Here is a 25,036-nt window from a genome sequence, read left to right on the forward strand (position 1 = left end):
ATGGTGGAGATCCGGGACGTACGCAGGAGTTACGGACCGCTGGAGGCGTTGCGCGGTGTCAGCCTGGACGTGCGTCACGGCGAGGTGGTCTGCCTGATCGGCCCGTCCGGATCGGGGAAAAGTACGCTTCTGCGGTGCGTCAACCATCTGGACACCGTGGATTCCGGGTCGATCCTGGTCGATGGCGAGCTGGTCGGATATCGGCAGCACGGCAACCGGCTTTTCGAGCTGTCCGCCAAGGAAGCCGCCCGCCGGCGCGCGTCGATCGGCATGGTCTTCCAGCAGTTCCACCTGTTTCCGCACATGACCGTACGACAGAACATCATCGAGGCACCGGTCGGCGTGCTGCGGCAGCCGATGCCGGCAGCCGTCGAGCGCGCGCGGGACCTGCTGGCCCAGGTTGGCTTGGCGGACAAGGAAAACGCTTATCCGGCCGAGTTGTCTGGCGGTCAACAGCAGCGGGTCGCGATCGCGCGTGCGCTGGCCATGAGTCCGAAGTTGATGCTTTTCGACGAGCCGACGTCGGCGCTGGATCCCGAGCTGGTGGGTGAGGTGCTGGCCGTTATGCGCGATCTCGCCGCTGATGGCATGACGATGCTTGTGGTGACACACGAAATGGCTTTCGCGCGGGATGTGGCCAGCCGGGTGGTGTTCATGGATCGCGGTCAGGTGGTCGAGACCGGCACTCCAGACCAGCTTTTCCGCGCACCGGCACACGATCGTACGCGCGCATTCCTCTCCCGCATCCTCTAGACCCACCCTGCCGTCGAGGAATATTTGTGTGTCCACGCCGAAAGTCAGCACCGGAATTGTCGGTGCAGCGGCGTACAATTAGCGGCATGGGAGTAAACTTGGGGAAGCCGTCGTCGACTGCGACGACGTCGGCGGCATCGGGATCCGCGGTTCGCGTTGGATTTCTGTGATGCGCCGCCAGATGCCGACACCGTGCGCCGGCTGTTGGGGCTGGATCTGAGCCAGGCCGACCGGTATGAGTGCCTGGCCGTGCTGGAGGTGACCAACCGGCTGATCGCCGCGATGCAGGGAATCCAGCTCACCGTGATGGGTCGGTTCATCACGCAGTACGACCCGTTGATGCGGCGGCATGCCACTGCCGAGGCGGCGGCCCTGAAATGGAGCCAGCAGGCCGCCGCCAAGCCGGTGTCACTGCCGGAGAAGATCCAGTTGAACGACGCGTAGTGGTGCTTGATCGACTTCAGTGTGCCGCCGACGTCGCCGAAAAGCCGGCCGATCTCCGCTTTTCCGTCCGCCAGGCCCCATTTCGGGAAATACACCTGCGCGTCGTCGGCGAACAGGTCGAGGATGCCCGCGCCGGTGCTGGTGACGCCGCCGTTGTCGAATGCCTTCAGATATTCCAAAGCCACCGATTTACGCTGCTCGTCGGTCATCGTCTGGGTCGTGAGCGCCATCGGTCAAGCAAACCGCATCCGCGCGCGGTGAGCACGGGCTTTCTCCCGGTTTCCGCATCGGGCCATCGAGCACCACTGCCGACGGCCGGCCTGCGACCGGTCGACGAACCGCAGACCACAGTCGGCGCTGCCACAAATTCGCAGGCCACCGCGCTCCTCGCCGCTGAGCAGGTCGACGGCGTCGGCGGCGATCTCGGCCAGCGCCGCGGCGACCGGATCTGCCGGCGGCTCGGTCTCGGCTGAGCCGTCCGGATGCAGCCGTACGATCACCGGCCGCCGGCGCGCGGCCCACTGGTTGATGAGGTCGACGGCAGGCAACCGCTCGCCGTCGATCGCAGCCGTGACGCAGTCGTTGATCGCCTCGCGCAGCTCGATCGCCTGCCGCAGGCGAGTGGCCGAAACCTCCGGCAACGCCAGCCATTCGGCCAGGTCGGCGGGCGTACGCAGCAGCTCGCGGCCACCGGTCTTGCGGTCGCGGTAGGTGTTCACCAGATCCACCGACGGCCGCCCGCCGTCCCACACCCAGTCCGTCGCCATAACCCCATGATACAGTTACGCACGTAACTCGTTGAACAGGTTATGGAGGCGATCACGGATGGGTCGTACGGCCAAGGTCAACGGCATCACGCTGCATTACGAGAAGGCGGGCAGCGGTCCGACGATGGTGCTGCTGCACGGCTGGCCACAGAACAGCCACTGCTGGCGGCGGGTGATCGGACCACTGAGCGAGACGCACACGGTGATCGCGCCGGACCTGCGCGGCTATGGGCTGAGCGACAAAGCACCGACCGGCTATGACAAGCGTACGATGGCCGCCGACATTCGCGCGCTGGTAAGGGAAATCACCGACGACTCCGCCATCACGCTGGTCGGCCACGACCGCGGCGCGCGCGTGGCACACCGATATGCCTTGGACAACCCGGAAAACGTCGCCAGGCTTGTCGTACTGGACATCGTGCCGAGTCGCGAGGCCTGGCGCGGCGTCGACAGGCAAACCGGGCTGACCGCGGTGCCCTGGCACTGGCAGTTCCACCTGCAGCGCGACCTGCCGGAGCTGCTGGTCGGCCAGAACATCCGCGGTTATCTGGAGTATTTCTTCGAACGCTGGACCCACCAACGCGCCGGCCTCGACCCCGCGGCCGTCGACGAATACGTACGCGCGTTCTCACGGCCCGGCGCACTGCGTGCCGGTTTCGACGACTATCGAGCGTCTTTCCCGTACGACGACGACCTCGACAACGCCGACTTCGCCGCCGGCAAACGCCTGACCATGCCGACACTGGCCCTCTGGGGCGACACCGGCATCCCGTCGCAACTCGACGTCCTGGACGCCTGGCGCCCGTACGCCAAAGACCTCCGCGGCGAACCCATCCCCAACTGCGGCCACTTCATCCCCGAAGAGGCCCCCGAGGCGCTGCTCACCTTCCTGAGGTGAAAATGCCGCGACGCCTCGTTACTGGCGGACCTGCCAGTAACGAGGCGCCGCGGCAGTCAGGACGCGAGGACGACCAGGCCCGGCTCGGAGGACGACGACAGGAGCTCGTGCCGCGGCAGCACGCGTACGGTGTAGCCGAAAGCACCGGCGCGCTGCAGCGGCACGTCACCCTCGAACAACTCGAACTCGCCGCCGTTGTCCGAGTGCGTCATGTCGACGCACATCACGTCGTGCAGCTCCTCCGTCGCGTCGACCCGGCCGTAACACGCCTGTACGGTCACGTCCGACGGCGACAGCGACCCGAGCACGATCTCGGCACGCAGGTGCAGCGAGGCCCCCAGCTCCGGCGTGTCACCGATGCCGGACGCGTCGACGTGCGCCACGCGTACGGAGTCCCAGCCGCCGCGGATCCGCGCATACCAGGCGGCCAGCTCGCGAGCGCCGTCGTACGAGCCGCCGAGCCGCCGAGCGGACACGGCGGCCGGGGCGTACAGCTCCTCGACATAGTCGCGCACCATCCGCGTCGCCTGCACCAGCGGCCCGAGCGACTTGAGCGTGTGGCGGACCATGTCGATCCAGCTCTTCGGCACGCCGTCGGCCGCGCGGTCGTAGAAGCGCGCGCGTACGTGCTGCTCGACCAGCTCGTAGAAGGCGGCGGCCTCCAGGTCGTCGCGGCGGTCCGGGTCGGTGACGCCGTCGGCGGTCGGGATGGCCCAACCGTTGCCGCCGTCGTACATCTCGTCCCACCAGCCGTCCCGGATGGACAGGTTCAGGCCGCCGTTCAGCGCGGCCTTCATGCCGGACGTGCCACAGGCCTCCAACGGCCGCAGCGGGTTGTTCAGCCACACGTCACAACCGGCGTAAAGGAACTGCGCCATGCCGATGTCGTAGTCCGGCAGGAACACGATCCGATGCCGTACGGCCGGGTCGTCGGCGAACTGCACCATCTGCTGGATCAGGTGCTTGCCACCCTCGTCGGCCGGATGCGACTTGCCGGCGATGACGATCTGGATCGGTCGCTCCGGGTCGGTCAGCAGCGCACGCAGCCGCTCCGGGTCGCGCAGCATCATGGTGAGCCGCTTGTACGACGGCACCCGCCGCGCGAAGCCGATGGTCAGGATGTCCGGATCGAAGACGTTCTGGACCCACCCCAGCTCCGCCTCGGTGTGACCGCGGTGCAGCATCGACAGCCGTACGCGCCGGCGCACCTCGTCCACCAGCCGCGACCGCAGCTCGCGACGGATGCTCCACAGCTGGTCGCCCGGCAGGTCGCCGACGACCTCCCAGGTGGAGTCCGGACCGACGCCGAGCAGGCCGGTGATCTCGCGCGCGACCCACGACGGCGCGTGTACGCCGTTGGTCACCGAGCTGATCGGCACGTCGACCGACCCGAACCCCGGCCACAGGCCGGCGAACATCTCCCGCGACACGTGACCGTGCAGCTTCGACACGCCGTTGGCGCGCTGGCCCAGCCGCAGGCCCATGTGCGCCATGTTGAAGACGCCGGGGTCGTCCTCGGCGCCGAGCGCCAGCACGCGGTCCACCGGCACGCCAGGAGCCTCGTTGTCGCCGCCGAACGTGTGCTCGATCAACGCGCGCGGAAAGCGGTCGATGCCGGCCGGAACCGGCGTGTGTGTGGTGAAGACCGTGCCGGCGCGTACGGCCTGCAGCGCCTCGTCGAAGGACAGTCCGGCACCTGCGACCAGCTCGCGGATCCGCTCCAGGCCCTGGAAGCCGGCGTGGCCCTCGTTGGTGTGGTAGACCTCCGGCTCGGCCGCGCCGGTCAGCTTGCAGTACGCGCGTACGGCCCGGACGCCGCCGATGCCCAGCAGCAGCTCCTGCCGCAGCCGGTGCTCGGCGCCACCGCCGTACAACCGGTCGGTGATGGCACGGATCTCCGGGTCGTTGGACTCGATGTCGGCGTCCATCAGCAGCAGCGGTACGCGGCCGACCTGTGCCTGCCAGATCTGCGCGCCGAGCGTCTTGCCGTCCGGCAGGCCGACGGTGATCTCCAGCGGCGACCCGTCCGCGTCGCGCAGCAGCGCCAGCGGCAGGCCGTTGGGGTCGAGCGAGGGATAGTGCTCCTCCTGCCAGCCGTCCGGCGACAGGGACTGCGAGAAGTAGCCGGCGTGGTAGAGCAGGCCGACGCCGAGGATCGGTACGCCGAGGTCGCTGGCGGCCTTGAGGTGGTCGCCGGCCAGGATGCCGAGGCCGCCGGAGTACTGCGGCAGCACCTCGGTGATGCCGAACTCCGGCGAGAAGTACGCGATCTGCCGCGGAGCGTCGGTCAGCGACTGATACCAGCGCGGCTCGCTCAGATAGCGCGCCAGGTCGGCGTGTACGCCGCCCAGCTGCGCCAGGAAGGCCGGGTCGCGGGCCAGCTCGTCCAGCCGCTCGGCGCTCACCTCACCCAGCAGCCGGACCGGGTCGCCGTCGACGGCCCGCCACAGCTGCGGGTCGACGGCGGCGAACAGGTCGGTGGTCTCGGTGTGCCAGGCCCAGCGCAGGTTCATCACCAGCTCGGACAGCGGTGCGAGCGGCGCCGGCAGAGAGGCACGGACGGTGAATCGGCGTAGTGCTTTCACGCCGGCGAAGATACCGAGAGCGACAAGCGGTCCGGTCACTGACCGGTCGACTGTCCAGATTTGTCCGTACGAGATCATCGCGCGATGCGAGGTCACGCACGCCGGGTTACCATCGAAGTTGTTCTTGATCGACCAAGGAATCCCGGCGTCCGGGAGCGCCGCCACGGACAGGTCGAACAGGTGGTGTCTGCTTCCAGGCCGACGTTGGCATACAGCTACGGTGGCGTGCGATGAGCGGACGAATTCCCATCGAAGACATCTCCCCCTCCGTCGCGTGCGGCCGTTACCCCGCGCGCGCGGTGGTCGGTGAGTACGTACCCGTCGCCGCGACCGTCTACCGCGAGGGTCACGACGCCGTCGGCGCCAACGTCGTCTGGAAGGGCCCGGACGGCCGGCGCAGACGGTTCGTCCGGATGGAGCAGGGGCCGGCCTGGACCTCGCGCTGGTACGCCGGCGTGATTCCGGACGAACCCGGCAGGTGGACCTTCGCGATCGAGGCGTGGTCGGACCCGTACGCGACCTGGCGGCACGCCGTCGAGGTCAAGATGGAGGCCGGCCAGGGATCCATCGAGCTGGCCAACGACCTGGCCGAGGGCGTGTCGCTGATGCAGCGTGCGTCGCAGAGCATCATCCGGATCGGCGGTGACCTGGCACGCGACCACCGCGGCGCGCTGGCCGACGCGGCGCGCTCGCTGGCCGACACCTCGCTGTCGCTGGAACAGCGGGTCAAGCAGGCGCTCGACCTCGGTCCGCTGCTGCACGAGATCCCGTTGCGCGAGCTGATCACGCGGTCGGCCACGCACACCATCTGGGTCGACCGGCAGCGCGCGCTCTACGGCTCCTGGTACGAGTTCTTCCCCCGCTCCGAGGGCGCGCTCGTGCCCGACCCGACGCATCCGGAGTCCATCCAGACGCCGGTGCACGGCACGCTGCGTACGGCCGCCGAGCGGCTGCCGGCGATCGCCGACATGGGTTTCGACGTGGTCTACCTGCCGCCGATCCATCCGATCGGCGAGGTCAACCGCAAGGGACCCAACAACACGCTGCACGCCGGCCCCGACGACGTCGGCTCGCCGTGGGCCATCGGCTCCAAGGACGGCGGCCACGACGCGATCCATCCGCGGCTGGGCACGTTCGACGACTTCGACGCCTTCGTCGCGCGTACGCACGAGCTCGGCATGGAGGTCGCGCTCGACCTGGCGCTGCAGTGCGCGCCGGACCATCCGTGGGTCACCGAGCACCCACAGTGGTTCACCACCAAGGCCGACGGCACCATCGCGTACGCGGAGAACCCGCCGAAGAAATACCAGGACATCTATCCGCTCAACTTCGACAACGACCCGGACGGCATCTACCAGGCGGTGCTTGCCGTCGTACGCAAATGGATCTCGCACGGGGTGAAGATCTTCCGGGTCGACAACCCGCATACCAAGCCGGTCAACTTCTGGCACTGGCTGATCGCCGAGGTCAAGTCGACCGACCCGGACGTGCTGTTCCTGGCCGAGGCGTTCACCAGGTCGGCGATGATGCACGGCCTGGCCAAGATCGGCTTCACCCAGTCCTACACCTACTTCACCTGGCGCACCGGCAAACAGGAGCTCATCGACTACGCCAACGAGCTGGTCGCCGCCGCCGACTACATGCGGCCCAACTTTTTCGTCAACACGCCGGACATCTTGCACGATTCACTGCAATACGGCGGCCCGCCGATGTTTAAGATCCGCGCCGTGCTGGGAAGTCTGCTGTCACCGAGCTGGGGGGTCTACTCCGGCTACGAGCTCTACGAGCACGTGGCCGTACGACCCGGCAGCGAGGAATACCTGGACAGCGAGAAATACCAGCTGCGGCCACGGGACTGGGCGCGTGCCGCGGCCGAACACCGTACGCTCGCGCCATACCTGAAGATCCTCAACGAGTTCCGGCGTGAGCATCCGGCGACGCACTGGTTGCGGAACCTGCGTTTCCACCAGATCGACAACGATGTCATCATGTGTTGGTCCAAAGTGGACCATGCCACCGGTGACACCGTCCTGGTCGTGGTTTCGTTGGATCCGCACGATGTCCAGTGGGGGAACACCGCTCTGGACATGCCCGCGCTCGGCCTCGACTGGAATGACCGCTTCCGGGTCGTGGACCGGGTGACCGGCGCGGAGTACGACTGGGGGCAGTTCAACGCCGTCCGCCTCGACCCGCACGACCAACCGGCACATCTTTTCGCCGTGCACAAGTACTGACCCAAACTTCCCCGTACCCAGAGGTAAAAATGAGCTCCATTCCAGCCGCGGTGTCCCCTCCGGCCGTCGTCGCCGAGGACTTAGCGGTCGATACGCGGCCGGAGCAGGTGACCGAGCAGACCCAGCCCGATCACGTGGAGCACACCGGCGACGCGCAGATGCCGGACGGCACGTTGCTGGAGCCGTTGGCCGAGGACTTCGCGCACGCGCGGCCGGCCCGCGAGGAACCCGAGTGGTACAAGACCGCGGTGTTCTACGAGGTGCTGGTCCGCGCGTTCCGCGACTCCAACGGCGACGGCACCGGCGACCTGCGCGGCCTGACCGAGCAGCTGGACTACCTGTCCTGGCTCGGCGTCGACTGCCTGTGGCTGCCGCCGTTCTACGCCTCGCCGCTGCGCGACGGCGGTTACGACATCAGCGACTTTCGTGCCGTGCTGCCGGAGTTTGGCACCGTCGACGACTTCGTCCGGCTGCTGGACGCGGCGCACAAGCGCGGCATCCGGATCATCACCGACCTGGTGATGAACCACACCTCCGACCAGCACCCGTGGTTCCAGGAGTCGCGCCGCGACCCGGAGGGCCCGTACGGCGACTTCTACATGTGGAACGACGACGACCAGAAATATCCGGAAGCGCGGATCATCTTCGTCGACACCGAAAGCTCCAACTGGACCTACGACCCGGTCCGCGGCCAGTTCTACTGGCACCGGTTCTTCAGCCACCAGCCGGATCTCAACTACGACAACCCCGACGTCTGCGACGCGATGATCGACGTCCTGCGCTTCTGGCTGGACCTGGGCATCGACGGCTTCCGGCTGGACGCGGTGCCCTACCTGTACGCCAGGGAAGGCACCAACTGCGAGAACCTGCCGGAGACGCACACGTTTCTCAAGCGCTGCCGCAAAGTCGTCGAGGACGAGTATCCCGGCCGGGTGCTGCTGGCCGAGGCCAACCAGTGGCCGGCCGACGTCGTCGAGTACTTCGGCGACCCCAACACCGGCGGCGACGAGTGCCACATGGCCTTCCACTTCCCTTTGATGCCACGGATCTTCATGGCCGTACGGCGGGAGAGCCGGTTCCCGATCTCGGAGATCCTGGCGCAGACACCGGACATCCCCTCGCGTGCCCAGTGGGGGATCTTCCTGCGCAACCACGACGAGCTGACGCTCGAGATGGTCACCGACGAAGAGCGCGACTACATGTATGCCGAATACGCGACGGATCCGCGGATGCGCGCCAACGTCGGCATCCGGCGCCGGCTCGCGCCACTGCTCAACAACGACCGCAACCAGATCGAGCTGTTCACCTCGTTGCTGCTTTCGCTGCCGGGGTCACCGATCCTGTACTACGGTGACGAGATCGGCATGGGAGACAACATCTGGCTCGGCGACCGCGACGCCGTGCGTACGCCAATGCAGTGGACGCCCGACCGCAACGCGGGTTTCTCCACCGCCGACCCGGGCCGGCTCTATCTGCCGCCGCTGATGGACACGCTCTACGGTTTCCAGTCGATCAACGTCGAGGCGCAGTCCAACGACACCTCCTCGCTGCTGCACTGGACCCGGCGGATGATCGAGGTCCGCAAGCAGCACCCCAGCTTCGGTCTCGGCACGTTCACCGACCTCGGCTCGTCCAACCCGTCGGTGCTCGCGTACGTGCGCGACTGGGAGGACAAGGTGCCGAGCGAGGACGGCACCGTTATGGTCGAACACAGGGATCGGGTGGTCTGCGTGAGCAACCTGTCCCGATTCCCGCAACCGGTGCAGCTGGACCTGTCCGCGTATGCCGGCGAGGCGTTGCGCGAGCTCACCGGTGGCGCCCTGTTCCCGCGGATCGGCGACCTGCCGTATCTGCTGACCCTGCCGGGCCACGGTTTCTACTGGTTCCAGATCGTGCCGGCCGAGGACGAACTGTGACCGCTTCCGAACCGGCGAAAAACCCGTCCTCCGATCGTCTCTGCGACGATCTGGCCGAGCAGCTGGCCGGGCCACTGGCCGGCTGGCTGCCTGGACAACGCTGGTTCGGCAGCAAGGGCCAGAAAATCCTCGGCGTCCGGCCGGTCAGCGCGTACACGCTGCAGGACGCCGAGCCGCAGCTCGACCACGTGCTGGTCGCGGTGGACAGCCAGGACGGCGAGCAGCTCTACCAACTCCTGCTCGGCGTACGCCGAAACCTGCCGGAATACCTGGAACACGGCCGGATCGGCTCGGTGCGGGGACCGCATGGCGAGGCGGTCGCGTACGACGCCGTGCTCGACCCCGACCTGGCCGGCCGGCTGGTCGAGCTGATGGCGGCCGGCGCGCACGCCGACGGCCTGTCCTTCGCCGCCGAGCCGGGCGTCGAGCTGGAAACCGGCCTGTCCAGCCGGCCGGTGACCGTCGAGCAGAGCAACACCTCGCTGATCTTCGGCAACCTCTACATCCTCAAGCTGTTCCGCCGGATCACCGCCGGCCTGTCCGCCGACGTCGAGCTGCACCGCGCGTTGCGCGACATGGACAGCTCGCACATCGCGCGGCCGCTCGGCACGATTTCCGGACAGCTGGACGGAAAACCGGTCACCTACGGGATGTTGCAGGAGTTCCTGGACAACACCTCGGACGGCTGGGCGATGGCCGAGACCAGCATGCGCGACCTGATCGCCGAGGCCGACCTGCACGCCGACGAGGTCGGCGGCGACTTCGCGTCGGAGGCCTTCCGGCTCGGCGAGGCCGTCGCGTCCGTCCACCAGGATTTGGCGCGAGCGCTGGGATCCTCGCGGCTGGACCGGTCCGGACTGGAGCGTACGGTCCGGCTGATGCACGAGAAACTGGACGCCGTCGCGCGGTCGGTCGAGGAGGTCGCGCAGTATGCCGAGTCGCTGCACCGCGCGTACGACGATCTGCTGGCGATCGAGCATCCCGTCGCGGTGCAACGGATCCACGGCGACCTGCACCTCGGCCAGGTGCTGCGTACCGTCAACGGCTGGATCCTGATCGACTTCGAGGGCGAGCCGGCGCGGCCGCTGGCCGAGCGCAGCGCGTACATGTCGCCGCTGCAGGACGTGGCCGGCATGCTGCGGTCTTTCGACTACGCGGCACGGCATCTGCTGGTCGGCAACGACCCTGACCCGCAGCTGGACTATCGCGCCAACGAGTGGGCCAGCCGCAACCGCGGCGCGTTCTGCGACGGTTACGCGACAGTCGGCCCCGATCCGCGTGACCAGCCGGTTTTGTTGCGCGCGCTGGAGTTGGACAAGGCCGTCTACGAGGTCGCGTACGAGCACAACAACCGGCCGACCTGGCTGCCGATCCCGCTCGGCTCGGTGGCGCGGCTGGCCACCGAAGGAGCGGATCTGTCCCGATGACTACCGCCGTATCGCTCGGACCGGTCCCCGACCGCGTCGAGCTCGACCGGCTGATCGGCGGTGCGCACCACAATCCACATTCGATCCTCGGTGCGCACCCGATCGGCGACGGACGCACGGTGGTGCGCACTTTGCGGCCGTACGCACGACAAGTCGTCCTGGTGGCGGCCGGCGCCCGGGTCGAGATGCACCGCGTGCACGGCGGCGGCATCTTCCAGGCCACTGTGGACGGTGCGCTCGGCGACTACCGGCTGTCGGTGAGCACGGCCGACGAGGTGCGGATCGAGGACGACCCGTACCGCTGGCTGCCCACCCTCGGCGAGCTCGACCTGCACCTGATCGGCGAGGGACGGCACGAAAAACTCTGGTCCGTGCTCGGCTCGCACGTGCGGACGTACGAGACGTCCTCGGGTCCGGTGACCGGAACGTCGTTCGCGGTGTGGGCACCGAACGCGCAGGGTGTCCGGGTCACCGGCGAGTTTTCCTTCTGGGACGGCCGTGCCCTGCCGATGCGGTCGCTCGGCTCGACCGGTGTGTGGGAAATTTTCCTGCCAGGAGTCCAGGCCGGCTCGCTGTACAAGTTCCAGGTGCTCGGCCGGGACGGAGTTTGGCGCGAGAAGGCCGATCCGCTGGCCTTCGCCACCGAGGTGCCGCCGGGGACGGCGTCGAAGATCCACCAGTCGTCGTACGAGTGGGCCGACGCCGACTGGATCGCCGCGCGCGCCGAGACTGCCTGGCACGCACGGCCGATGAGCATCTACGAGGTGCATCTGGGCTCGTGGCGGCAGGGCCTCGGATATCGCGAGCTGGCAAGCGAACTTGTCGACTACGTCAGGGAAACCGGCTTCACGCACGTGGAGTTCCTGCCGGTCGCCGAGCACCCGTTCGGCGGCTCGTGGGGATACCAGGTGTCGTCGTACTACGCGCCGACGGCGCGCTTCGGCTCACCGGACGAGTTTCGTTTTCTGGTCGACAAGCTGCACGAAGCCGGCATCGGCGTGATCGTCGACTGGGTGCCCGCGCATTTCCCGAAAGACGATTGGTCGCTGGCGCGTTTCGACGGCACGGCGTTGTACGAGCACGCCGACCCACGTCGCGGCGAGCAGCCGGACTGGGGCACGTACGTCTTCGACGTCGGCCGCAACGAGGTGCGTAACTTCCTGGTCGCCAACGCGCTTTACTGGCTCAGTGAGTTTCACATCGACGGCCTGCGCGTCGACGCGGTCGCCTCGATGCTCTATCTGGACTATTCGCGGCGCGAGGGCGAATGGCTGCCGAACAAGTACGGCGGCCGGGAAAACCTCGACTCGGTGGCCTTTCTCCAGGAGGTCAACGCGACGGTCTATCGCGAGCATCCCGGTGTGGTGATGATCGCCGAGGAATCCACCGCCTGGCCGGGAGTCTCCCGGCCGACGCACCTGGGTGGCCTGGGTTTCGGCTTCAAATGGAACATGGGGTGGATGCACGACACCCTGTCCTACCTGTCGCACGAGCCGGTCTACCGGCAGTACCACCATCACGAGATGACCTTCTCGATGATGTACGCGTACAGCGAAAACTTCGTGCTGCCGATCAGCCACGACGAGGTCGTGCACGGAAAGGGTTCGCTGCTGCGGAAAATGCCGGGTGACCGGTGGCAGCAGCTGGCCAACGTACGCGCGATGCTCGCGTACATGTGGGCCCATCCCGGAAAACAGCTGCTTTTCATGGGATGCGAGTTCGCGCAGGAGTCGGAGTGGGCCGAGAGCCGCTCGCTCGACTGGTGGCTGCTGGAAAACCCGGACCACGCGGGCGTACAACACCTGATGCGTGATCTCAACGCCGTCTACAAGGACACTCCGGCACTGTGGGAACGCGACACCGATCCGGCCGGTTTTGCCTGGATCGACGCCAATGACTCGCTCGGCAACGTGCTCTCCTTCGTCCGCTATGGCGCCGACTCGACGTTGGTGTGTGTCGCCAACTTCGCCGGCGTACCGCACAACGACTACAAGCTCGGCCTGCCGCTGACCGGTCGCTGGGACGAGATCGTGAACACCGACGCGCGCGACTACTGCGGCTCCGGTGTCGGCAATCTTGGTGGCGTCACCGCGGTAAAGGAGCCTTGGCACGCGATGCCGGCGTCGGCGACCGTACAGTTGCCGCCGCTGGGAACGGTTTGGTTGCGTCACGTTTCGCCGCCGGCCGACGATAATGCCTGAATGAGCAGCAGTCACTCACCGGTTGGACAGACCGGCGTACTCACGTTGGGGACGCGCGGAGCCGACGGGGCCGGTGAGGTGCTGGTGCGGATCCGCGGCGGCACCGAGACGTTCATCGCTTGGTCGGACGAGCCCTTGCCAAAGGGTGTAAGAGTCTTAGTTGTCGAATCACGCGGAGCTCGGACGGTTCACGTGGTGGAGTGGTCCCCACACGATCCGAGCGAGGTGGTTTAGAGAGAAGGTCGACACAGATGTTCGGCTATCACGTTCCTCGGCCAGACCAGGCAATGTTGATATCCGGCGGCCGCAGCCGGCGCTCCGGCACCCCGTTTCGGGTGGTGACCGGTCACGGCGCCTTCGCGATGCCGATGTTCCGTAAGGTTCGCTATCTGACGCTTTCCATGAACGAGGCGGAAATCACCGAGAACTGCGTGACCAAGCAGGGCATCATCCTGCAGGTCCGCGCGGTGATCGCCTTCAAGGTCGGCAACGACGACGAGAGCATCGTCAACGCCGCGCAGCGTTTCCTGTCCGACCAGGACCAGATGTCGGTGCTGACCGGCCGGATTTTCGCCGGTCACCTGCGGTCGATCGTCGGCTCGATGACCGTCGAGGAGATCATCCGCGAGCGCCAGCGCCTGGCCACCGAGGTGCTGGACGGATCGACCGCGGAGATGGCGAAGATCGGCCTCACCGTCGACTCGCTGCAGATCCGTTCGATCGACGACATGAAGCTCGGCTACATCGCCGCGATGGCCGCGCCGCACAACGCCGCGATCCAGCAGCAGGCCAAGATCGCGCAGGCGCAGGCCAACCAGCTGGCCGCCGAGGCTGAGCAGGAGGCGCAGCGTAAGCAGGCCGAGTACGCGCGGCAGACCGCGATCCTGCAGGCGCAGTACAAGGCCGAGATCGACCGCGCGCAGGCCGAGTCGGCGCAGGCCGGCCCGCTCGCGCAGGCACAGGCGCAGCGCGAGGTGCTGTCCATGCAGACCGAGCTGGCCGAGCGCGCCGCCGAGCTGCGCCAGCAGCAGCTGGTCGCCGAGGTGGTCAAGCCGGCGGAGGCCGACGCCGAGCGCGTACGCATCCTGGCTCAGGCCGAGGCCGAGCGGATCCGCATCCAGGCCGAGGCGGCCGCGTCCAACAACCGGGTGGCGCTCGACCGGATGCTGATCGACCAGCTGCCGGCGCTCGTACGCGAGGCCGCCGGTGGCCTCGCCAACGCGAACATCAACGTACTCAACGGATCCGACGGGCTGAGCGAGATCGCCGCCGGCCTGGTCGGTCAGGGCCTGGCCATCCTGGAGTCGGTCAAGAACGGCCTGCCCGCCGCCAAGGAGACGACCCGCAACCTGGAAGCCGTCAAAGAACAGCAGTGACCCGTGTGCATCCCTTTTCGCGAACTTGACGTTTTGGTGGTCGACACGCCGGTAACGACCACCAAAACGTCGAGTTCGCGAACTAGGCGGTTGCCGATATCAAAGGGTTTACGCGACCTCGGCTGCCGACTCGAGGTTGGCGTCGCGGCTGGCGAGGGTGCGCTGCCGGGCCGCGGTGGCGGCCGGCGTACGCGGCCGGGCCAGCACCAGCTGCACGGTCAGCGACAGCAGCGTCAGCGCGGCGATGAAGCCGGCCATCGGGATCGCGGTCGCGCTGCCACCCAGACCCATCAGCGCGGTCACCGCGCCACCGAGCACGAACTGGTTGGCACCGATCAGCGCCGCGCCGGTGCCGGCCGCCTTCGGATAGTCGTTGAGCGCCATCGCCATGCCGTTTGGCATCACCAGGCCGATGCTGGCCACCATCAGGAACAGCGGCACCGCGATCCACCAGACGCTGGCCGGCCGGGTGAAGGCGATCGCCAGCAGCAGCACACCCCAGGTGGCCGCGCTGACCAGGCCGGTGATCAGCAGCCGACGGGGGTGGAAGAAGCTGACCAGCCGCCCGTTGAGCTGCGTCATCGCCACCATGCCGAGCGCGTTGACGCCGGCCACGATCCCGTACTGCTGCGGGGTCATGTGGTAGATCCCCTGGTAGACGAACGAGGCGGCCGCGACGTAACCGAACACCGCGCCGAACATCAGGCCGTTGGTCAGCGCATAGCCGACGTAGACGCGGTCGGTCACCAGCGTCCGATAGCTGCGCAGCGCGGCGCGTACGCCACCGACGGTCCGCCGCTCGGCGGTCAGCGTCTCCGGAATCGCGAAGTACGCGGTGGCCAGCAGGCCGGCGGCGACCAGCGCCAGGAACCAGAACATGCCGCGCCAGTCGACGAACCGCAGCAGCTGACCGCCGACCATCGGCGCCAGGATCGGGCCGAGGCCGGTCACCAGCATCATCGTCGACAGCAGCCGCGCCGCGGCGGCACCGGCGGCCAGGTCGCGCACCATCCCCATCGCGACCGCGACGCCGAACGCGCCGGCCACACCCTGCAGGAACCGCGCGCCGATCAGGATCTCGATGTTGGGCGCGACGGCCAGCACGACCGACATCGCCACGAACACGCTCAGGCCGATCAGCATCGGCCGCCGCCGGCCGATCGCGTCGGACAGCGGACCGGAGATCGGCTGGCCGAGCGCCAGGCCGACCAGGAAGCCGGTCAACGTCAGCTGCACCGCCGCCTCGCTCGCGCCGAGCTCGTGCTCGATGGTCGGAAACGCCGGCAGATACAGGTCGATCGACAGCGGCCCCAGGATCGTGATCGCGCCGAGCAGCAACACCAGCCCCACCCGCGGTCGACCCGTCTCGACTGAACTCACCGTCGTGTCCCCTCTCCTGCTCGCCCTACCGACCGTCTCACGGGGGTACGACAAAACCGCCGTGCCTTGATCCTTCCGGTTGAATCGATTCACGGCCATGGGTTATTCCGCCTTAGAAATGGTGACCTGCATTACGTGTCATGAGCTGTACGCCAATACGGACCACCATCGCGGCCAAAACTCATCGCGCCGCGGCAAGCTCAACGGCCGACGGCATAACCCTGCGCGCCTCGGGGGTTGGCGGCGCCGCGCAGGAAGCCATCGCCGGGGAAGTCGGCGTCGCGCGCGACCGCGGACAGCCGGCCAAGCGTCCACGGACCGTCGACGGTGACCTCGTGACCGCGCCGCCGCAGCTCCGCGACCACGTCGTCGCCGATCCGCTCCTCCACCACCATCGCTCCCGGCTGGGCCGTACGCGGATAGAAGGAGCTGGGGAAATGCACGCTGTGGAAGGCCGGCGCGTCGATCGCCTCCTGCAGGCCGAGTCCGCGGTGCACCACGGACAGGAACAGCTGCAGGCTCCACTGGTCCTGCTGGTCGCCACCCGGCGTGCCGAACGCGAGCCACGGTTTGCCGTCCCGCAAGGCAAAAGACGGCGACAAGGTGGTGCGCGGACGTGACCTCGGTCGCAGCGCCGCCGGCAGGTCCTCCTCCAACCGGAACATCTGTCCGCGCGTACCAAGGCAAAAACCGAGCGACGGGATCACCGGCGAGCTCTGCAGCCAGCCACCGCTCGGCGTCGCCGACACCATGTTGCCGAACCGGTCGGCCACATCCAGGTGGCAGGTGTCGCCGCGTACCTGCCCGTCGCTCTGCAACGTCGGCTCCCCCACGCCGTCCGGCATCGGCGCGTCGCTCATGCCGCGGCTCGCGTCGGCGACCAGGTCCCGCCGCACCGCCGGCAACACCGGCTCGCGCCCGTCCGGCCGTCCTGGCCGCAGCTCGGCGCTGGCGGACTCACCGACCAGCGCGACCCGCGATCGCGCGTATTCCTCGGAAAGCAGCGCCTTCAGTGGTACGTCGACAAAGTCCGGATCGCCGTAAAACGCCTCGCGGTCGGCAAAGGCCAGCTTCGAGCACTCGACAACAGTGTGTACGTAATCGGCCGGATCCATCGCGGACAGGTCGAAGCCGCGCAACAATGCCAGCTGCTGCAGGAAAACCGGACCCTGTCCCCACGGGCCGGTCTTGCACACCGTGTAGCCGTGATAGTCCAATGTGGACGGTTCCTCCACGGTCGCCGACCACGCCCCCAGGTCGTCCAGCGTCAGCAAGCCGCCGTGCACCTCGCCGGAGGTGTCGCGCCACGAGGTTTGCGCACAGAACCTGGCAATCTCCTCCGCGACGAACCCGCGATACCAGGCGTCCAACGCGGCCTGGATCTGGCCGTCGCGGTCGCTCGAGGCCGCCTCGGCGTGCGCCAGGACACGACCGTAGGTCTGAGCCAGCGCGGGATTGCGCAGCCGCGCACCGATCGCCGGCACGCCGCCGCCAGGCAGCCACAGCTCGGCCGAGGTCGGCCACTCGGCGGCCAGCATCTCGGCGACGACGCCGATCGTGTTGACGATCCCGTTGACCGCCGGAAAACCGTGCTCCGCGTACGCGATCGCCGGCTCCAGCACGTCGCGCAGCGACCAGGTGCCGTGCTCGGCCAACATTCGCAGCCAGCCACCGAAGGCACCTGGCACGGTGGCCGCCAGCAACCCGGTCCCCGGCATGATGTCGACGCCGAGATCGGTCATTTTCTCGATCGTCGCGGCCGCCGGCGCCACGCCCTGGCCGCAGATCACCGACACGCGCGCGTCGGCCTCACTCCACAGCAGGATCGGCACCTCACCGCCCGGCCCGTTCAGGTGCGGTTCGACGACCTGCAGCACGAAACCGGCCGCCACCGCCGCGTCGAAGGCGTTGCCGCCGCGCTCCAACACGCTCATGCCGGCGCCGGAGGCGAGCCAGTGCGTACTGGCCACCATTCCGTGGTCACCGGTCAACTCAGGACGAGTGGTGAACAAAGTCCGACTCCTCACCTAAATAATCTCTCCGTTACCCGCATCAACCGGCCAAACTATGGAATAAGCGCCGCGACTCTGGTACGCCTATATCAATCAACCGACGGGAGTTCGTATGCGCCGCCGGGCCTTCCTCGCCGCCTCGGCCTCGGTGCTGGCCGGCACCGTGCCGCCGGTCGGCGGCCTGCTGGACGCCTCGGTGGCCGTCGACCCGCGGACGAGCTGGGGAAGCTGGGACGGGTGGGGCACCTCCCTGTGCTGGTGGGCCAAGGCGTTCGGCACCGACGACACGCTCGCCGATCTGTTCTTCAGCCAGAAAACCACGACATACCAGGGCAAACAATACCCCGGCCTGGCGATGACGGTGGTCCGCTACAACGCCGGTGCCTGTACGTCCGTGCCGGCCAACGGCGAGTCGATGGTGGTGTCGCCGAACATCCGGCCGAGCCGGCAGATGGACGGCTTCTGGCTCGACTGGAACAGCGCGGATCCGGCGTCGGCGAGCTGGAACTGGCAGGTCGACGCCAACCAACGCGCGATGTTGGCCAAGGCGAAACAGCGCGGGGCCAACCGCTTCGAACTGTTCTCCAACTCGCCGATGTGGTGGATGTGCTACAACCACAACCCGTCCGGCTCGCCGGTCGGCATCACCGACAACCTGCAGTCGTGGAACTACAACCAGCACGCCGTCTATCTGGCCACGGTGGCGAAGTACGCGCACGACCACTGGGGGATCGACTTCGAGTCAGTGGAGCCGTTCAACGAGCCGGCCTCGCCGTGGTGGACCGCCGGCGGCACCCAGGAAGGCTGTCATTTCGACGGCAGCACACAGCAGACCGTGGTCACCAACCTGCGTAACGAGCTCAACGTCCGCGGCCTCACCAACACGATCGTGGCCGCCTCCGACGAGAACACCTACGACCAGGCGCGCGCGACCTGGGGCTCGTTTTCCGCGCAGACACGCGGAAACGTCGGCCGCATCAACGTGCACGGCTACCAGCAGGGCAACGGCCGCCGCGACCTGCTCTACCAGGCCGCGGTGCGGGACGGCAAGAAACTGTGGAACTCCGAGTACGGCGAAAACGACCCGTCCGGGCTGACCATGGCCAGCAACCTCAACCTCGACATGTACTGGCTGCATCCGACCGCCTGGGTTTACTGGCAGGTGCTGGACGGATCCAACTGGGGCCTGGTCGATGCCGACAACGACGCCGGCACCACCGGCCTCGTCCAGCCGAAGTTTTTCGTGCTGGCGCAGTACAGCAGGCACATCCGGCCCGGCATGCGGATCCTGCGCAGCACCGACGTCAACACCGTCGCCGCCTACGATCCGGTGGCCCGTCGGCTGGTGCTGGTCGCCACCAACTACAGCAGCGCGCAGCGGATTTCCTATGACCTGTCGGCATTCAGCACGGTCGGCGGCGGCCCCGGCGGCCTGGTCCGGCGGTGGACCACCCAGACCGGTGGCGGCGACGCGTACACACCGCACGACGACATCACCTTGGACGGCAAGCAGTTCACCGCCTGGTTCACGCAGAACACCGTGCAGACGTTCGAAATCGACAACGTCGTCATATGACATTCGGGACGCTGACCTTCGTCACCAGATGACAGGCCGCCAGATGTCGGGGCGTACGCTCGTCGGTCAACGCCGGTTCCTTCGTGCGGCATTTCTCGATCGCGACCGGGCAGCGCGTGTGAAACCGGCATCCCGACGGCGGCGCGACCGGTGACGGCACGTCCGAGCTGAGGACGACGCGGCGGCGCTGCCGTTGTACGGCCGGGTCCGGCACCGGCGCGGCGGACAGCAACGCCTGGGTGTAAGGATGTTGCGGCGCCTGGAAGATCTGCTCACGCGGGCCGTACTCGACGATCTGGCCGAGATACATCACCGCGATCCGGTCGGCCAGAAACTCCACCACCGACAGGTCGTGCGTGATGAACAGGCAGGAAAACCCCATCTCCGCCTGCAGATCGGTGATCAGGTTGAGCACCGCGGCCTGCACCGAGACGTCCAATGCCGACACCGGTTCGTCGGCGATCACCAGCGCCGGCTCCAAAACGAGCGCGCGAGCCAGCCCGACGCGTTGCCGCTGGCCGCCGGACAGCTCGTGCGGATAGCGGTTCCGTACGCTGGAAGGCAAACCGACCCGCTCCAGCATCCGCACGACCCGGTTGTCCAGCTCCGCTCCGGACGCCAGTCGGTGCCGGCGGACCGGCTCGGCGACGATCTGTCCGACGGTGAACCGCGGATTCAACGAGGAATACGGATCCTGGAAGACGATGTGGATGTCCCGGCGGATCGGCCGCATCGTCCGGCGCGAGGCACGGCTGATGTCGCGGTTGATGTCACGGCATTGCAACCGGATCGTGCCGGCGGTCGGCTCGGTGAGCCGCACCAGGCAGCGGCCCACGGTCGACTTTCCGCTGCCTGACTCGCCAACCAGGCCGAGCACCTCGCCGGGACCGATGTCGAAGGACACTCCGTCGACGGCACGTACGCGGCCGTAATGCTTGACCAGGTCTCGCACCTCCAGCACGGTCATGAGGCCACCTTGTCCCGCTCTGGATGGAAACACGCGAACTCGTGCTCCGGACGGTCCACTGTGGACAGTGCCGGTCTGGCCGCCACACAGTCGGCCTCGCGCAGGTGACAGCGCGCGGCGAAGGCACAGCTGTCCGGATCGCCGCGCGGATCCGGCAGCGTGCCGGGAATTTCGGCCAGCCGGCCGCGTTTTCGAGCTGCCGGCAGCGCACCGAGCAGGCCGACCGTGTACGGATGCCGTGGATGCGCGAACAGTTCGGTCACCTCGGCGCGCTCGACCACTCGTCCGGCGTACATCACCGCGACCTGGTCGGCGACCGCGGCCACCACGCCGAGATCGTGCGTGATGAGGACGATCGCGGTGCCGAGCCTGGTTGCCAGATCGCGGAAAATCTCCAGCACGCCGGCCTGGATCGTCACGTCCAGCGCGGTGGTCGGCTCGTCGGCGATCAGTACGCGCGGCGAACACGCGACCGCCATCGCGATCATCACGCGTTGCCGCATGCCGCCGGACAGCTGGTGCGGATATTCCCCGCAGCGCCGCCGCGGATCGGCCACGCCGACCGAGTCGAGCAGCTCGACCGAGCGCGCACGTGCCTGCCGCCGCGTCATCTTTTCGTGCTTGCGAAGGACTTCGTCGATCTGGAAGCCGACGGTGAACGACGGGTTGAGCGAGGTCATCGGCTCCTGGAAGACCATCGAGACGTCCTTGCCGCGCACCTGCCGCAGTTCCCTGTCCGGCAGCGTGGTCAGCTCGCGGCCGTCCAGCATCACCGAGCCGGACACCGTCGCGGACGGCGGCAACAACCGGTTGACCGCCATCGCGGTGACCGACTTACCGCAGCCGGATTCCCCGCACAGAGCCAGAATCTCGCCGGCGCGTACGCTCAACGACACGTCCTTCACGGCCAGCACGTCACCGTCCTCGGTGCCAAACCGTACGGCCAGCCGCGACACCTCGAGCGCGGTCATCGCGCCTCCCGCGGATCGAGTACGTCGCGCAACCCGTCGCCGAGCAGGTTGAATCCGAGCGTCGCCAACGCGATCATCACGCCTGGCCACACCGCCAGCCACGGCGCCTGGCTGAGAAACTGCTGCGCGTCGGTCAGCATCACACCCCACGACGGCGTCGGCGGTTGGACACCGAGTCCGAGAAAGGAAAGGGTGGCCTCGCCGATGATCGCCACCGGAATCGCCACGGTGGCCTGCACGATCAGCGCGTTGGCCGCGTTTGGCAGGATATAGCGGAAAAGGATCACGCCGTCACCGGCACCGTCGGCCACCGCGCCGGCGACGAAATCCTCCTCGCGCAGAGCCAGCGTCTCGCCGCGCGCGATCCGTACGACTCCGGGGATCTGCGAGATTCCGAGCGCCAGCACGACATTGCGCAACGACGGCCCGAGGATCGCGGCCAGTCCGACCGCGAAGACCAGGAACGGAAACGCCAGCACGACGTCGACACCACGCATCAGGATCGGATCGACCCAGCGGCGGTAATAGCCGGCGACGAGTCCGATCGGCACGCCGATGACCATCGCGAGCAGCGTGGAAAGTACGCCGGCCGTCAACGAAATCCGCGCGCCGCTGGCCAGCCTCGCCAGCGCGTCGCGGCCAAGATCGTCGGTGCCGAACCAGTGCGCGAGCGACGGCGGCGCGAGCACGTTGTCGAAGTCGGTGGCGGCCGGGTCGGCGGTCACCATCGGACCGACGATCGCCAGCAACAGGAAGAAAACGACGAGCACCAGGCCGGTCAGCGGCAACGGACGACGGCGAAACCGGCGCCACAGGCGCGACCACTGGCGTTGCCGCGCCAACGGCGTTGCCGGCAGGGCGATCTGTTCAGCCATTGGCGCTCGCCACCAACCGCGTACGCGGATTGAGCGCGGCATAGGCCACGTCGACCAGGAAGTTGACGACGACATAGCCGACGACCGTGACCAGCACGACGCCTTGGATCACCGGATAGTTGCGCGCCAGCACCGCGTCCACCGTGAGTTTTCCGAAGCCTGGGATGACAAAGATCTGCTCGGTGACCACCGCACCACTGATCAGCGCGCCGAGCTGCAGGCCGAGGACGGTCACCACGGTCGTCAGGCTGTTACGGAGTGCGTGCAGGCCCACGACGCGCGACTCGGCCATTCCTTTGGCGCGCGCGGTGCGTACGTAGTCGGCAGACAGCGACGTGAGCATCGCCGACCGCGTCTGTCTCATCAGGACGGCCGCGAATCCGGTGCCGAGCACCAGGGCCGGCAGGATCATCCGCCGCAGGTTGTCCAACGGGTCGGTGGTGAACGCCACGAACCCGGACGCCGGCAGGATCCCCCAGCCGACCGCGAAGACCAGGATCGCCAACAATCCCAGCCAGAAATGCGGCACCGACAGGCCGATCAGGCCAAAGGCGTTGGCCACGTAGTCGGCCGGTTTGCCGCGCCGTACGGCCGCGATCGTGCCGGCGCCGACGCCGACCAGCACCGCCACCAGGATCGCCAGCGCGGCCAGCTCCAGGGTGATCGGCAGCCGTTCGCCGATGATCTGCGTGACCGGCAGCTTGTCCTGTGTGGACACTCCCAGGTTTCCGCGGAACAGCTGCGAAACATAGTCGAAGTATTGCACCGGCAGCGGGTTGTTGAGGCCATACTGCACGCGTACGGCCTCGATCAGCTGCGGGCTGGCCTCCTCACCGGCCAGCGCCACCGCCGGATCGCCTGGAAGTGCACGTACGCCGAGGAAAACCAGGATGCTCGCGACGAAGATGACCAGGACCGCGGCCCCGGCGCGACGCAGCAGATACCAACCCATCACGTGTCCGCCTTCGCATAGCCGGCGGTGGTGAGCCGCGGCAGGCCGTCGGCGTAGTAGCGGATGCCGGCGACTTTGTCCGAGACACCGAGGAAATATCGCTCGTGATAGAGATAGATGTTGCCGTCGATGGCCATCAGCCGGTCGACGACTTTCTTGTACAGCGCCTGCCGTTGCGCCACGTCGGCGGTCGCGGCCGCGGCCTTGATGCCGTTGTCGACCTCCGGGTCGTGGATCAGACCGTAATTGGTGGTGGCACCGGTGTTCACCTGGCCGTTGAGATTGCCGTCCGGATCCACCCGCCCGGACCAGCCGACCTGGATCGCGTCGAAGTTGCCGGCTTTGGCCAGTGCCAACGACGTCACGAACTCGGTCGGCACGATCGTGACGTCGAAACCGGCGTCCTTGGCCATCCCCTGGATCACCGCGCCGAGCCGCTCGTTGATCGGCGTCGCGGTCACCAGCATCCGCACCGGCACCGGCGTAGGCGCGCCGGTGCTGGCGACCAGAGCCTTCGCCCTGGCCACGTCGCGGGTCGTACATTTCCGGGCCGGATCACGGAAAACGCTCTTGCGCGGCAGCGGCGAGCAGTCGGGGTCGTACAGTCCGTTGAAGACGACCCGGTTGATGACCTGGCGGTCCAGCGACAGCTCGAACGCCTGGCGCAGCCGCACGTCACGGGCCAGCGGTGTGTTGACCACACCGGGTTTTGCCGTGGAACCCTTGACATTGGCCAGGTTGATGGTGATCGCCTGGTAACCGATCGTGCCACCGGACAGCACCTTGACCTTGCCGTCGGCGACCAGCAGCGGCACGTCGCTCGGCGCGACCCGCTCGGCCAGCTGCACGTCGCCGGACTTCAGGTTGGCCGCGCGTACGTTGGCGTCGGTGATGACCGTGTAGACGAGCTTTTCGAGCCTGACTTTCGCCTTGTCGTAATAGAACGCCGACCTGGTCAGCACGATCTGGCTGCCGGAGACCCTGCTGGCGAAGGCAAACGGGCCGACGCACACCGGGTGAGCGCCGAAGTTGTCGCCGTAGCGGTCCAGCGCGGCCGGCGACATGATCATCCCGGCCCGGTCGGCCAGTTGTGCGGTCAGCGGCGCGAACGGCCGCGACAGGTGCAGCCGTACGGTCAGCGGGTCGACCACGTCCACCGACTCGACCGCACCGAGCTCCTTGCTGCGCGCCGAGTCTTTCTTGCTGCGATGGCGATCCAGCGAGCGTTTGACGGCCGCGGCGGTGAGCGGTGTGCCGTCGTTGAACAGCACACCCGACCGCAGCCGGATGGTCGCTGTCTTCTGGTCCGCCGACATTTCCGGCAAAGCGCTTGCCAACTGCGGCACGATCGCCAGCTTGCCGTCGACGTCGTACAGCTTTTCGCACATATTGATGAAAACTTCGCGGCCGACGAAGGTCGTGCTGGTGGTCGGGTCCAGCGCGTCGGCGTCGGAGGTGATCGCCACCGCGAGCGTGCCGCCGCTGGCGACCGGCCGCGAGTCGTACGGCGCGTCCGCCGGAATCGACACCGCCGCACCGGTGCGGCCGGCGCATCCGGCCGCCAGCGCCATCACACAGAGGATCGCCACCACCTGGCGGGTGGCTGACCAAGTGCCGGAGGCCTGAGCGCGCATCGTGTGGATACCGTATATGGCATTCCCTGTCGCTGAAAGGTCCGGAAATCCTCCGATGCGCTCCGGTG

At 67.6% G+C, this 25,036-nt stretch carries 18 protein-coding genes; 8 read left to right on the forward strand and 10 right to left on the reverse strand.

Annotated features, from left to right (window positions below; all coding sequences use genetic code 11):
* Positions 1–753, forward strand: a complete 753-nt coding sequence (locus tag GNX95_RS27950) for an amino acid ABC transporter ATP-binding protein (RefSeq protein ID WP_163511975.1) — start codon at positions 1–3, stop codon at positions 751–753.
* A 44-nt stretch (positions 754–797) separates the two neighbouring features.
* Here the strand turns inward: GNX95_RS27950 and GNX95_RS42700 are convergent, their stop codons facing one another.
* Positions 798–1,406, reverse strand: a complete 609-nt coding sequence (locus GNX95_RS42700; RefSeq protein ID WP_222853999.1) for a nuclear transport factor 2-like protein — start codon at positions 1,404–1,406, stop codon at positions 798–800.
* 24 nt (positions 1,407–1,430) lie between these two features.
* Positions 1,431–1,964 (reverse strand): CGNR zinc finger domain-containing protein, encoded by a 534-nt coding sequence (locus GNX95_RS27960; RefSeq protein ID WP_163510618.1) that lies wholly within the window; start codon positions 1,962–1,964, stop codon positions 1,431–1,433.
* A gap of 58 nt (positions 1,965–2,022) precedes the next feature.
* Between GNX95_RS27960 and GNX95_RS27965 the strand changes: the two genes are divergently transcribed.
* Positions 2,023–2,862 carry an alpha/beta fold hydrolase gene (locus GNX95_RS27965; protein ID WP_163510619.1) on the forward strand — a complete coding sequence of 280 codons (840 nt, stop codon included), beginning with the start codon at positions 2,023–2,025 and terminating at the stop codon, positions 2,860–2,862.
* A gap of 56 nt (positions 2,863–2,918) precedes the next feature.
* Here the strand turns inward: GNX95_RS27965 and glgP are convergent, their stop codons facing one another.
* Entirely contained in the window at positions 2,919–5,447 is a 2,529-nt protein-coding gene (gene glgP, locus GNX95_RS27970; protein WP_163511976.1) for an alpha-glucan family phosphorylase, read from the reverse strand.
* Positions 5,448–5,677: 230 nt separating this feature from the next.
* On the opposite strand from glgP, the gene GNX95_RS27975 reads away from it, so the two are divergent.
* The 5 genes from GNX95_RS27975 to GNX95_RS28000 all read left to right on the forward strand — a co-directional run bounded on the left by GNX95_RS27975 (position 5,678) and on the right by GNX95_RS28000 (position 14,601).
* On the forward strand, positions 5,678–7,681 hold the full coding sequence (locus tag GNX95_RS27975) for an alpha-1,4-glucan--maltose-1-phosphate maltosyltransferase (RefSeq protein WP_163510620.1): 2,004 nt from the start codon (positions 5,678–5,680) through the stop codon (positions 7,679–7,681).
* A 158-nt stretch (positions 7,682–7,839) separates the two neighbouring features.
* Positions 7,840–9,597: a maltose alpha-D-glucosyltransferase gene (gene treS / locus GNX95_RS27980; RefSeq protein ID WP_222854160.1), complete on the forward strand. Its 1,758-nt coding sequence runs from the start codon at positions 7,840–7,842 to the stop codon at positions 9,595–9,597.
* The gene (locus GNX95_RS27985) at positions 9,594–11,024 is read left to right on the forward strand and encodes a maltokinase N-terminal cap-like domain-containing protein (protein WP_246281786.1); all 1,431 of its coding nucleotides are present in this window, start codon (positions 9,594–9,596) and stop codon (positions 11,022–11,024) included. Before treS ends, GNX95_RS27985 begins: the two co-directional genes overlap by 4 nt.
* Complete coding sequence (gene glgB / locus GNX95_RS27990; RefSeq protein ID WP_163510622.1) at positions 11,021–13,225, forward strand: 1,4-alpha-glucan branching protein GlgB; 2,205 nt, start codon at positions 11,021–11,023, stop codon at positions 13,223–13,225. Before GNX95_RS27985 ends, glgB begins: the two co-directional genes overlap by 4 nt.
* Before the next feature lie 251 nt (positions 13,226–13,476).
* Positions 13,477–14,601, forward strand: coding sequence for an SPFH domain-containing protein (locus GNX95_RS28000; RefSeq protein WP_163510624.1), 1,125 nt, complete (start codon positions 13,477–13,479; stop codon positions 14,599–14,601).
* Positions 14,602–14,709: 108 nt separating this feature from the next.
* On the opposite strand, the gene GNX95_RS28005 is transcribed toward GNX95_RS28000, so the two are convergent.
* Both GNX95_RS28005 and GNX95_RS28010 read right to left on the reverse strand, forming a co-directional pair.
* Positions 14,710–15,981 carry a multidrug effflux MFS transporter gene (locus GNX95_RS28005; protein ID WP_163510625.1) on the reverse strand — a complete coding sequence of 424 codons (1,272 nt, stop codon included), beginning with the start codon at positions 15,979–15,981 and terminating at the stop codon, positions 14,710–14,712.
* 200 nt (positions 15,982–16,181) lie between these two features.
* Positions 16,182–17,993: a gamma-glutamyltransferase family protein gene (locus tag GNX95_RS28010; RefSeq protein ID WP_246281787.1), complete on the reverse strand. Its 1,812-nt coding sequence runs from the start codon at positions 17,991–17,993 to the stop codon at positions 16,182–16,184.
* 112 nt (positions 17,994–18,105) lie between these two features.
* Here GNX95_RS28010 and GNX95_RS28015 point away from each other — a divergent pair, with 112 nt between their 5' ends.
* The gene (locus GNX95_RS28015) at positions 18,106–19,569 is read left to right on the forward strand and encodes a glycoside hydrolase (protein ID WP_163510626.1); all 1,464 of its coding nucleotides are present in this window, start codon (positions 18,106–18,108) and stop codon (positions 19,567–19,569) included.
* Here GNX95_RS28015 and GNX95_RS28020 read toward each other — a convergent pair.
* From GNX95_RS28020 to GNX95_RS28040, 5 genes are read right to left on the reverse strand one after another with little or no spacing between them, the layout of a single operon-like run.
* Positions 19,562–20,536, reverse strand: coding sequence for an ABC transporter ATP-binding protein (locus tag GNX95_RS28020; protein WP_163510627.1), 975 nt, complete (start codon positions 20,534–20,536; stop codon positions 19,562–19,564). The two genes, GNX95_RS28015 and GNX95_RS28020, sit on opposite strands and share 8 nt — an antisense overlap.
* On the reverse strand, positions 20,533–21,507 hold the full coding sequence (locus GNX95_RS28025; RefSeq protein ID WP_163510628.1) for an ABC transporter ATP-binding protein: 975 nt from the start codon (positions 21,505–21,507) through the stop codon (positions 20,533–20,535). The genes GNX95_RS28020 and GNX95_RS28025 overlap by 4 nt, the downstream gene beginning before the upstream one ends.
* Positions 21,504–22,382 carry an ABC transporter permease gene (locus GNX95_RS28030; RefSeq protein ID WP_163510629.1) on the reverse strand — a complete coding sequence of 293 codons (879 nt, stop codon included), beginning with the start codon at positions 22,380–22,382 and terminating at the stop codon, positions 21,504–21,506. The genes GNX95_RS28025 and GNX95_RS28030 overlap by 4 nt, the downstream gene beginning before the upstream one ends.
* Entirely contained in the window at positions 22,375–23,334 is a 960-nt protein-coding gene (locus tag GNX95_RS28035) for an ABC transporter permease (protein ID WP_163511979.1), read from the reverse strand. Before GNX95_RS28035 ends, GNX95_RS28030 begins: the two co-directional genes overlap by 8 nt.
* Entirely contained in the window at positions 23,334–24,968 is a 1,635-nt protein-coding gene (locus tag GNX95_RS28040; protein WP_163510630.1) for an ABC transporter substrate-binding protein, read from the reverse strand. The genes GNX95_RS28035 and GNX95_RS28040 overlap by 1 nt, the downstream gene beginning before the upstream one ends.
* Positions 24,969–25,036 lie beyond the last annotated feature (68 nt).

The organism is Fodinicola acaciae (assembly GCF_010993745.1).
In the GTDB taxonomy this organism is placed as follows: Bacteria; Actinomycetota; Actinomycetes; order Mycobacteriales; family HKI-0501; genus Fodinicola; species Fodinicola acaciae.

Coding starts and splice junctions, on each gene's coding strand:
- GNX95_RS28040 (WP_163510630.1), bottom strand. CDS start 24,968: ATGCGCGCTCAGGCCTCCGGCACTTGGTCAGCCACCCGCCAGGTGGTG.
- GNX95_RS28035 (WP_163511979.1), bottom strand. CDS start 23,334: ATGGGTTGGTATCTGCTGCGTCGCGCCGGGGCCGCGGTCCTGGTCATC.
- glgB (WP_163510622.1), top strand. CDS start 11,021: ATGACTACCGCCGTATCGCTCGGACCGGTCCCCGACCGCGTCGAGCTC.
- GNX95_RS28030 (WP_163510629.1), bottom strand. CDS start 22,382: ATGGCTGAACAGATCGCCCTGCCGGCAACGCCGTTGGCGCGGCAACGC.
- GNX95_RS28000 (WP_163510624.1), top strand. CDS start 13,477: ATGTTCGGCTATCACGTTCCTCGGCCAGACCAGGCAATGTTGATATCC.
- GNX95_RS27965 (WP_163510619.1), top strand. CDS start 2,023: ATGGGTCGTACGGCCAAGGTCAACGGCATCACGCTGCATTACGAGAAG.
- GNX95_RS42700 (WP_222853999.1), bottom strand. CDS start 1,406: ATGACCGACGAGCAGCGTAAATCGGTGGCTTTGGAATATCTGAAGGCA.
- GNX95_RS27960 (WP_163510618.1), bottom strand. CDS start 1,964: ATGGCGACGGACTGGGTGTGGGACGGCGGGCGGCCGTCGGTGGATCTG.
- GNX95_RS28020 (WP_163510627.1), bottom strand. CDS start 20,536: ATGACCGTGCTGGAGGTGCGAGACCTGGTCAAGCATTACGGCCGCGTA.
- GNX95_RS28025 (WP_163510628.1), bottom strand. CDS start 21,507: ATGACCGCGCTCGAGGTGTCGCGGCTGGCCGTACGGTTTGGCACCGAG.
- GNX95_RS27975 (WP_163510620.1), top strand. CDS start 5,678: ATGAGCGGACGAATTCCCATCGAAGACATCTCCCCCTCCGTCGCGTGC.
- GNX95_RS28015 (WP_163510626.1), top strand. CDS start 18,106: ATGCGCCGCCGGGCCTTCCTCGCCGCCTCGGCCTCGGTGCTGGCCGGC.
- treS (WP_222854160.1), top strand. CDS start 7,840: ATGCCGGACGGCACGTTGCTGGAGCCGTTGGCCGAGGACTTCGCGCAC.
- GNX95_RS27950 (WP_163511975.1), top strand. CDS start 1: ATGGTGGAGATCCGGGACGTACGCAGGAGTTACGGACCGCTGGAGGCG.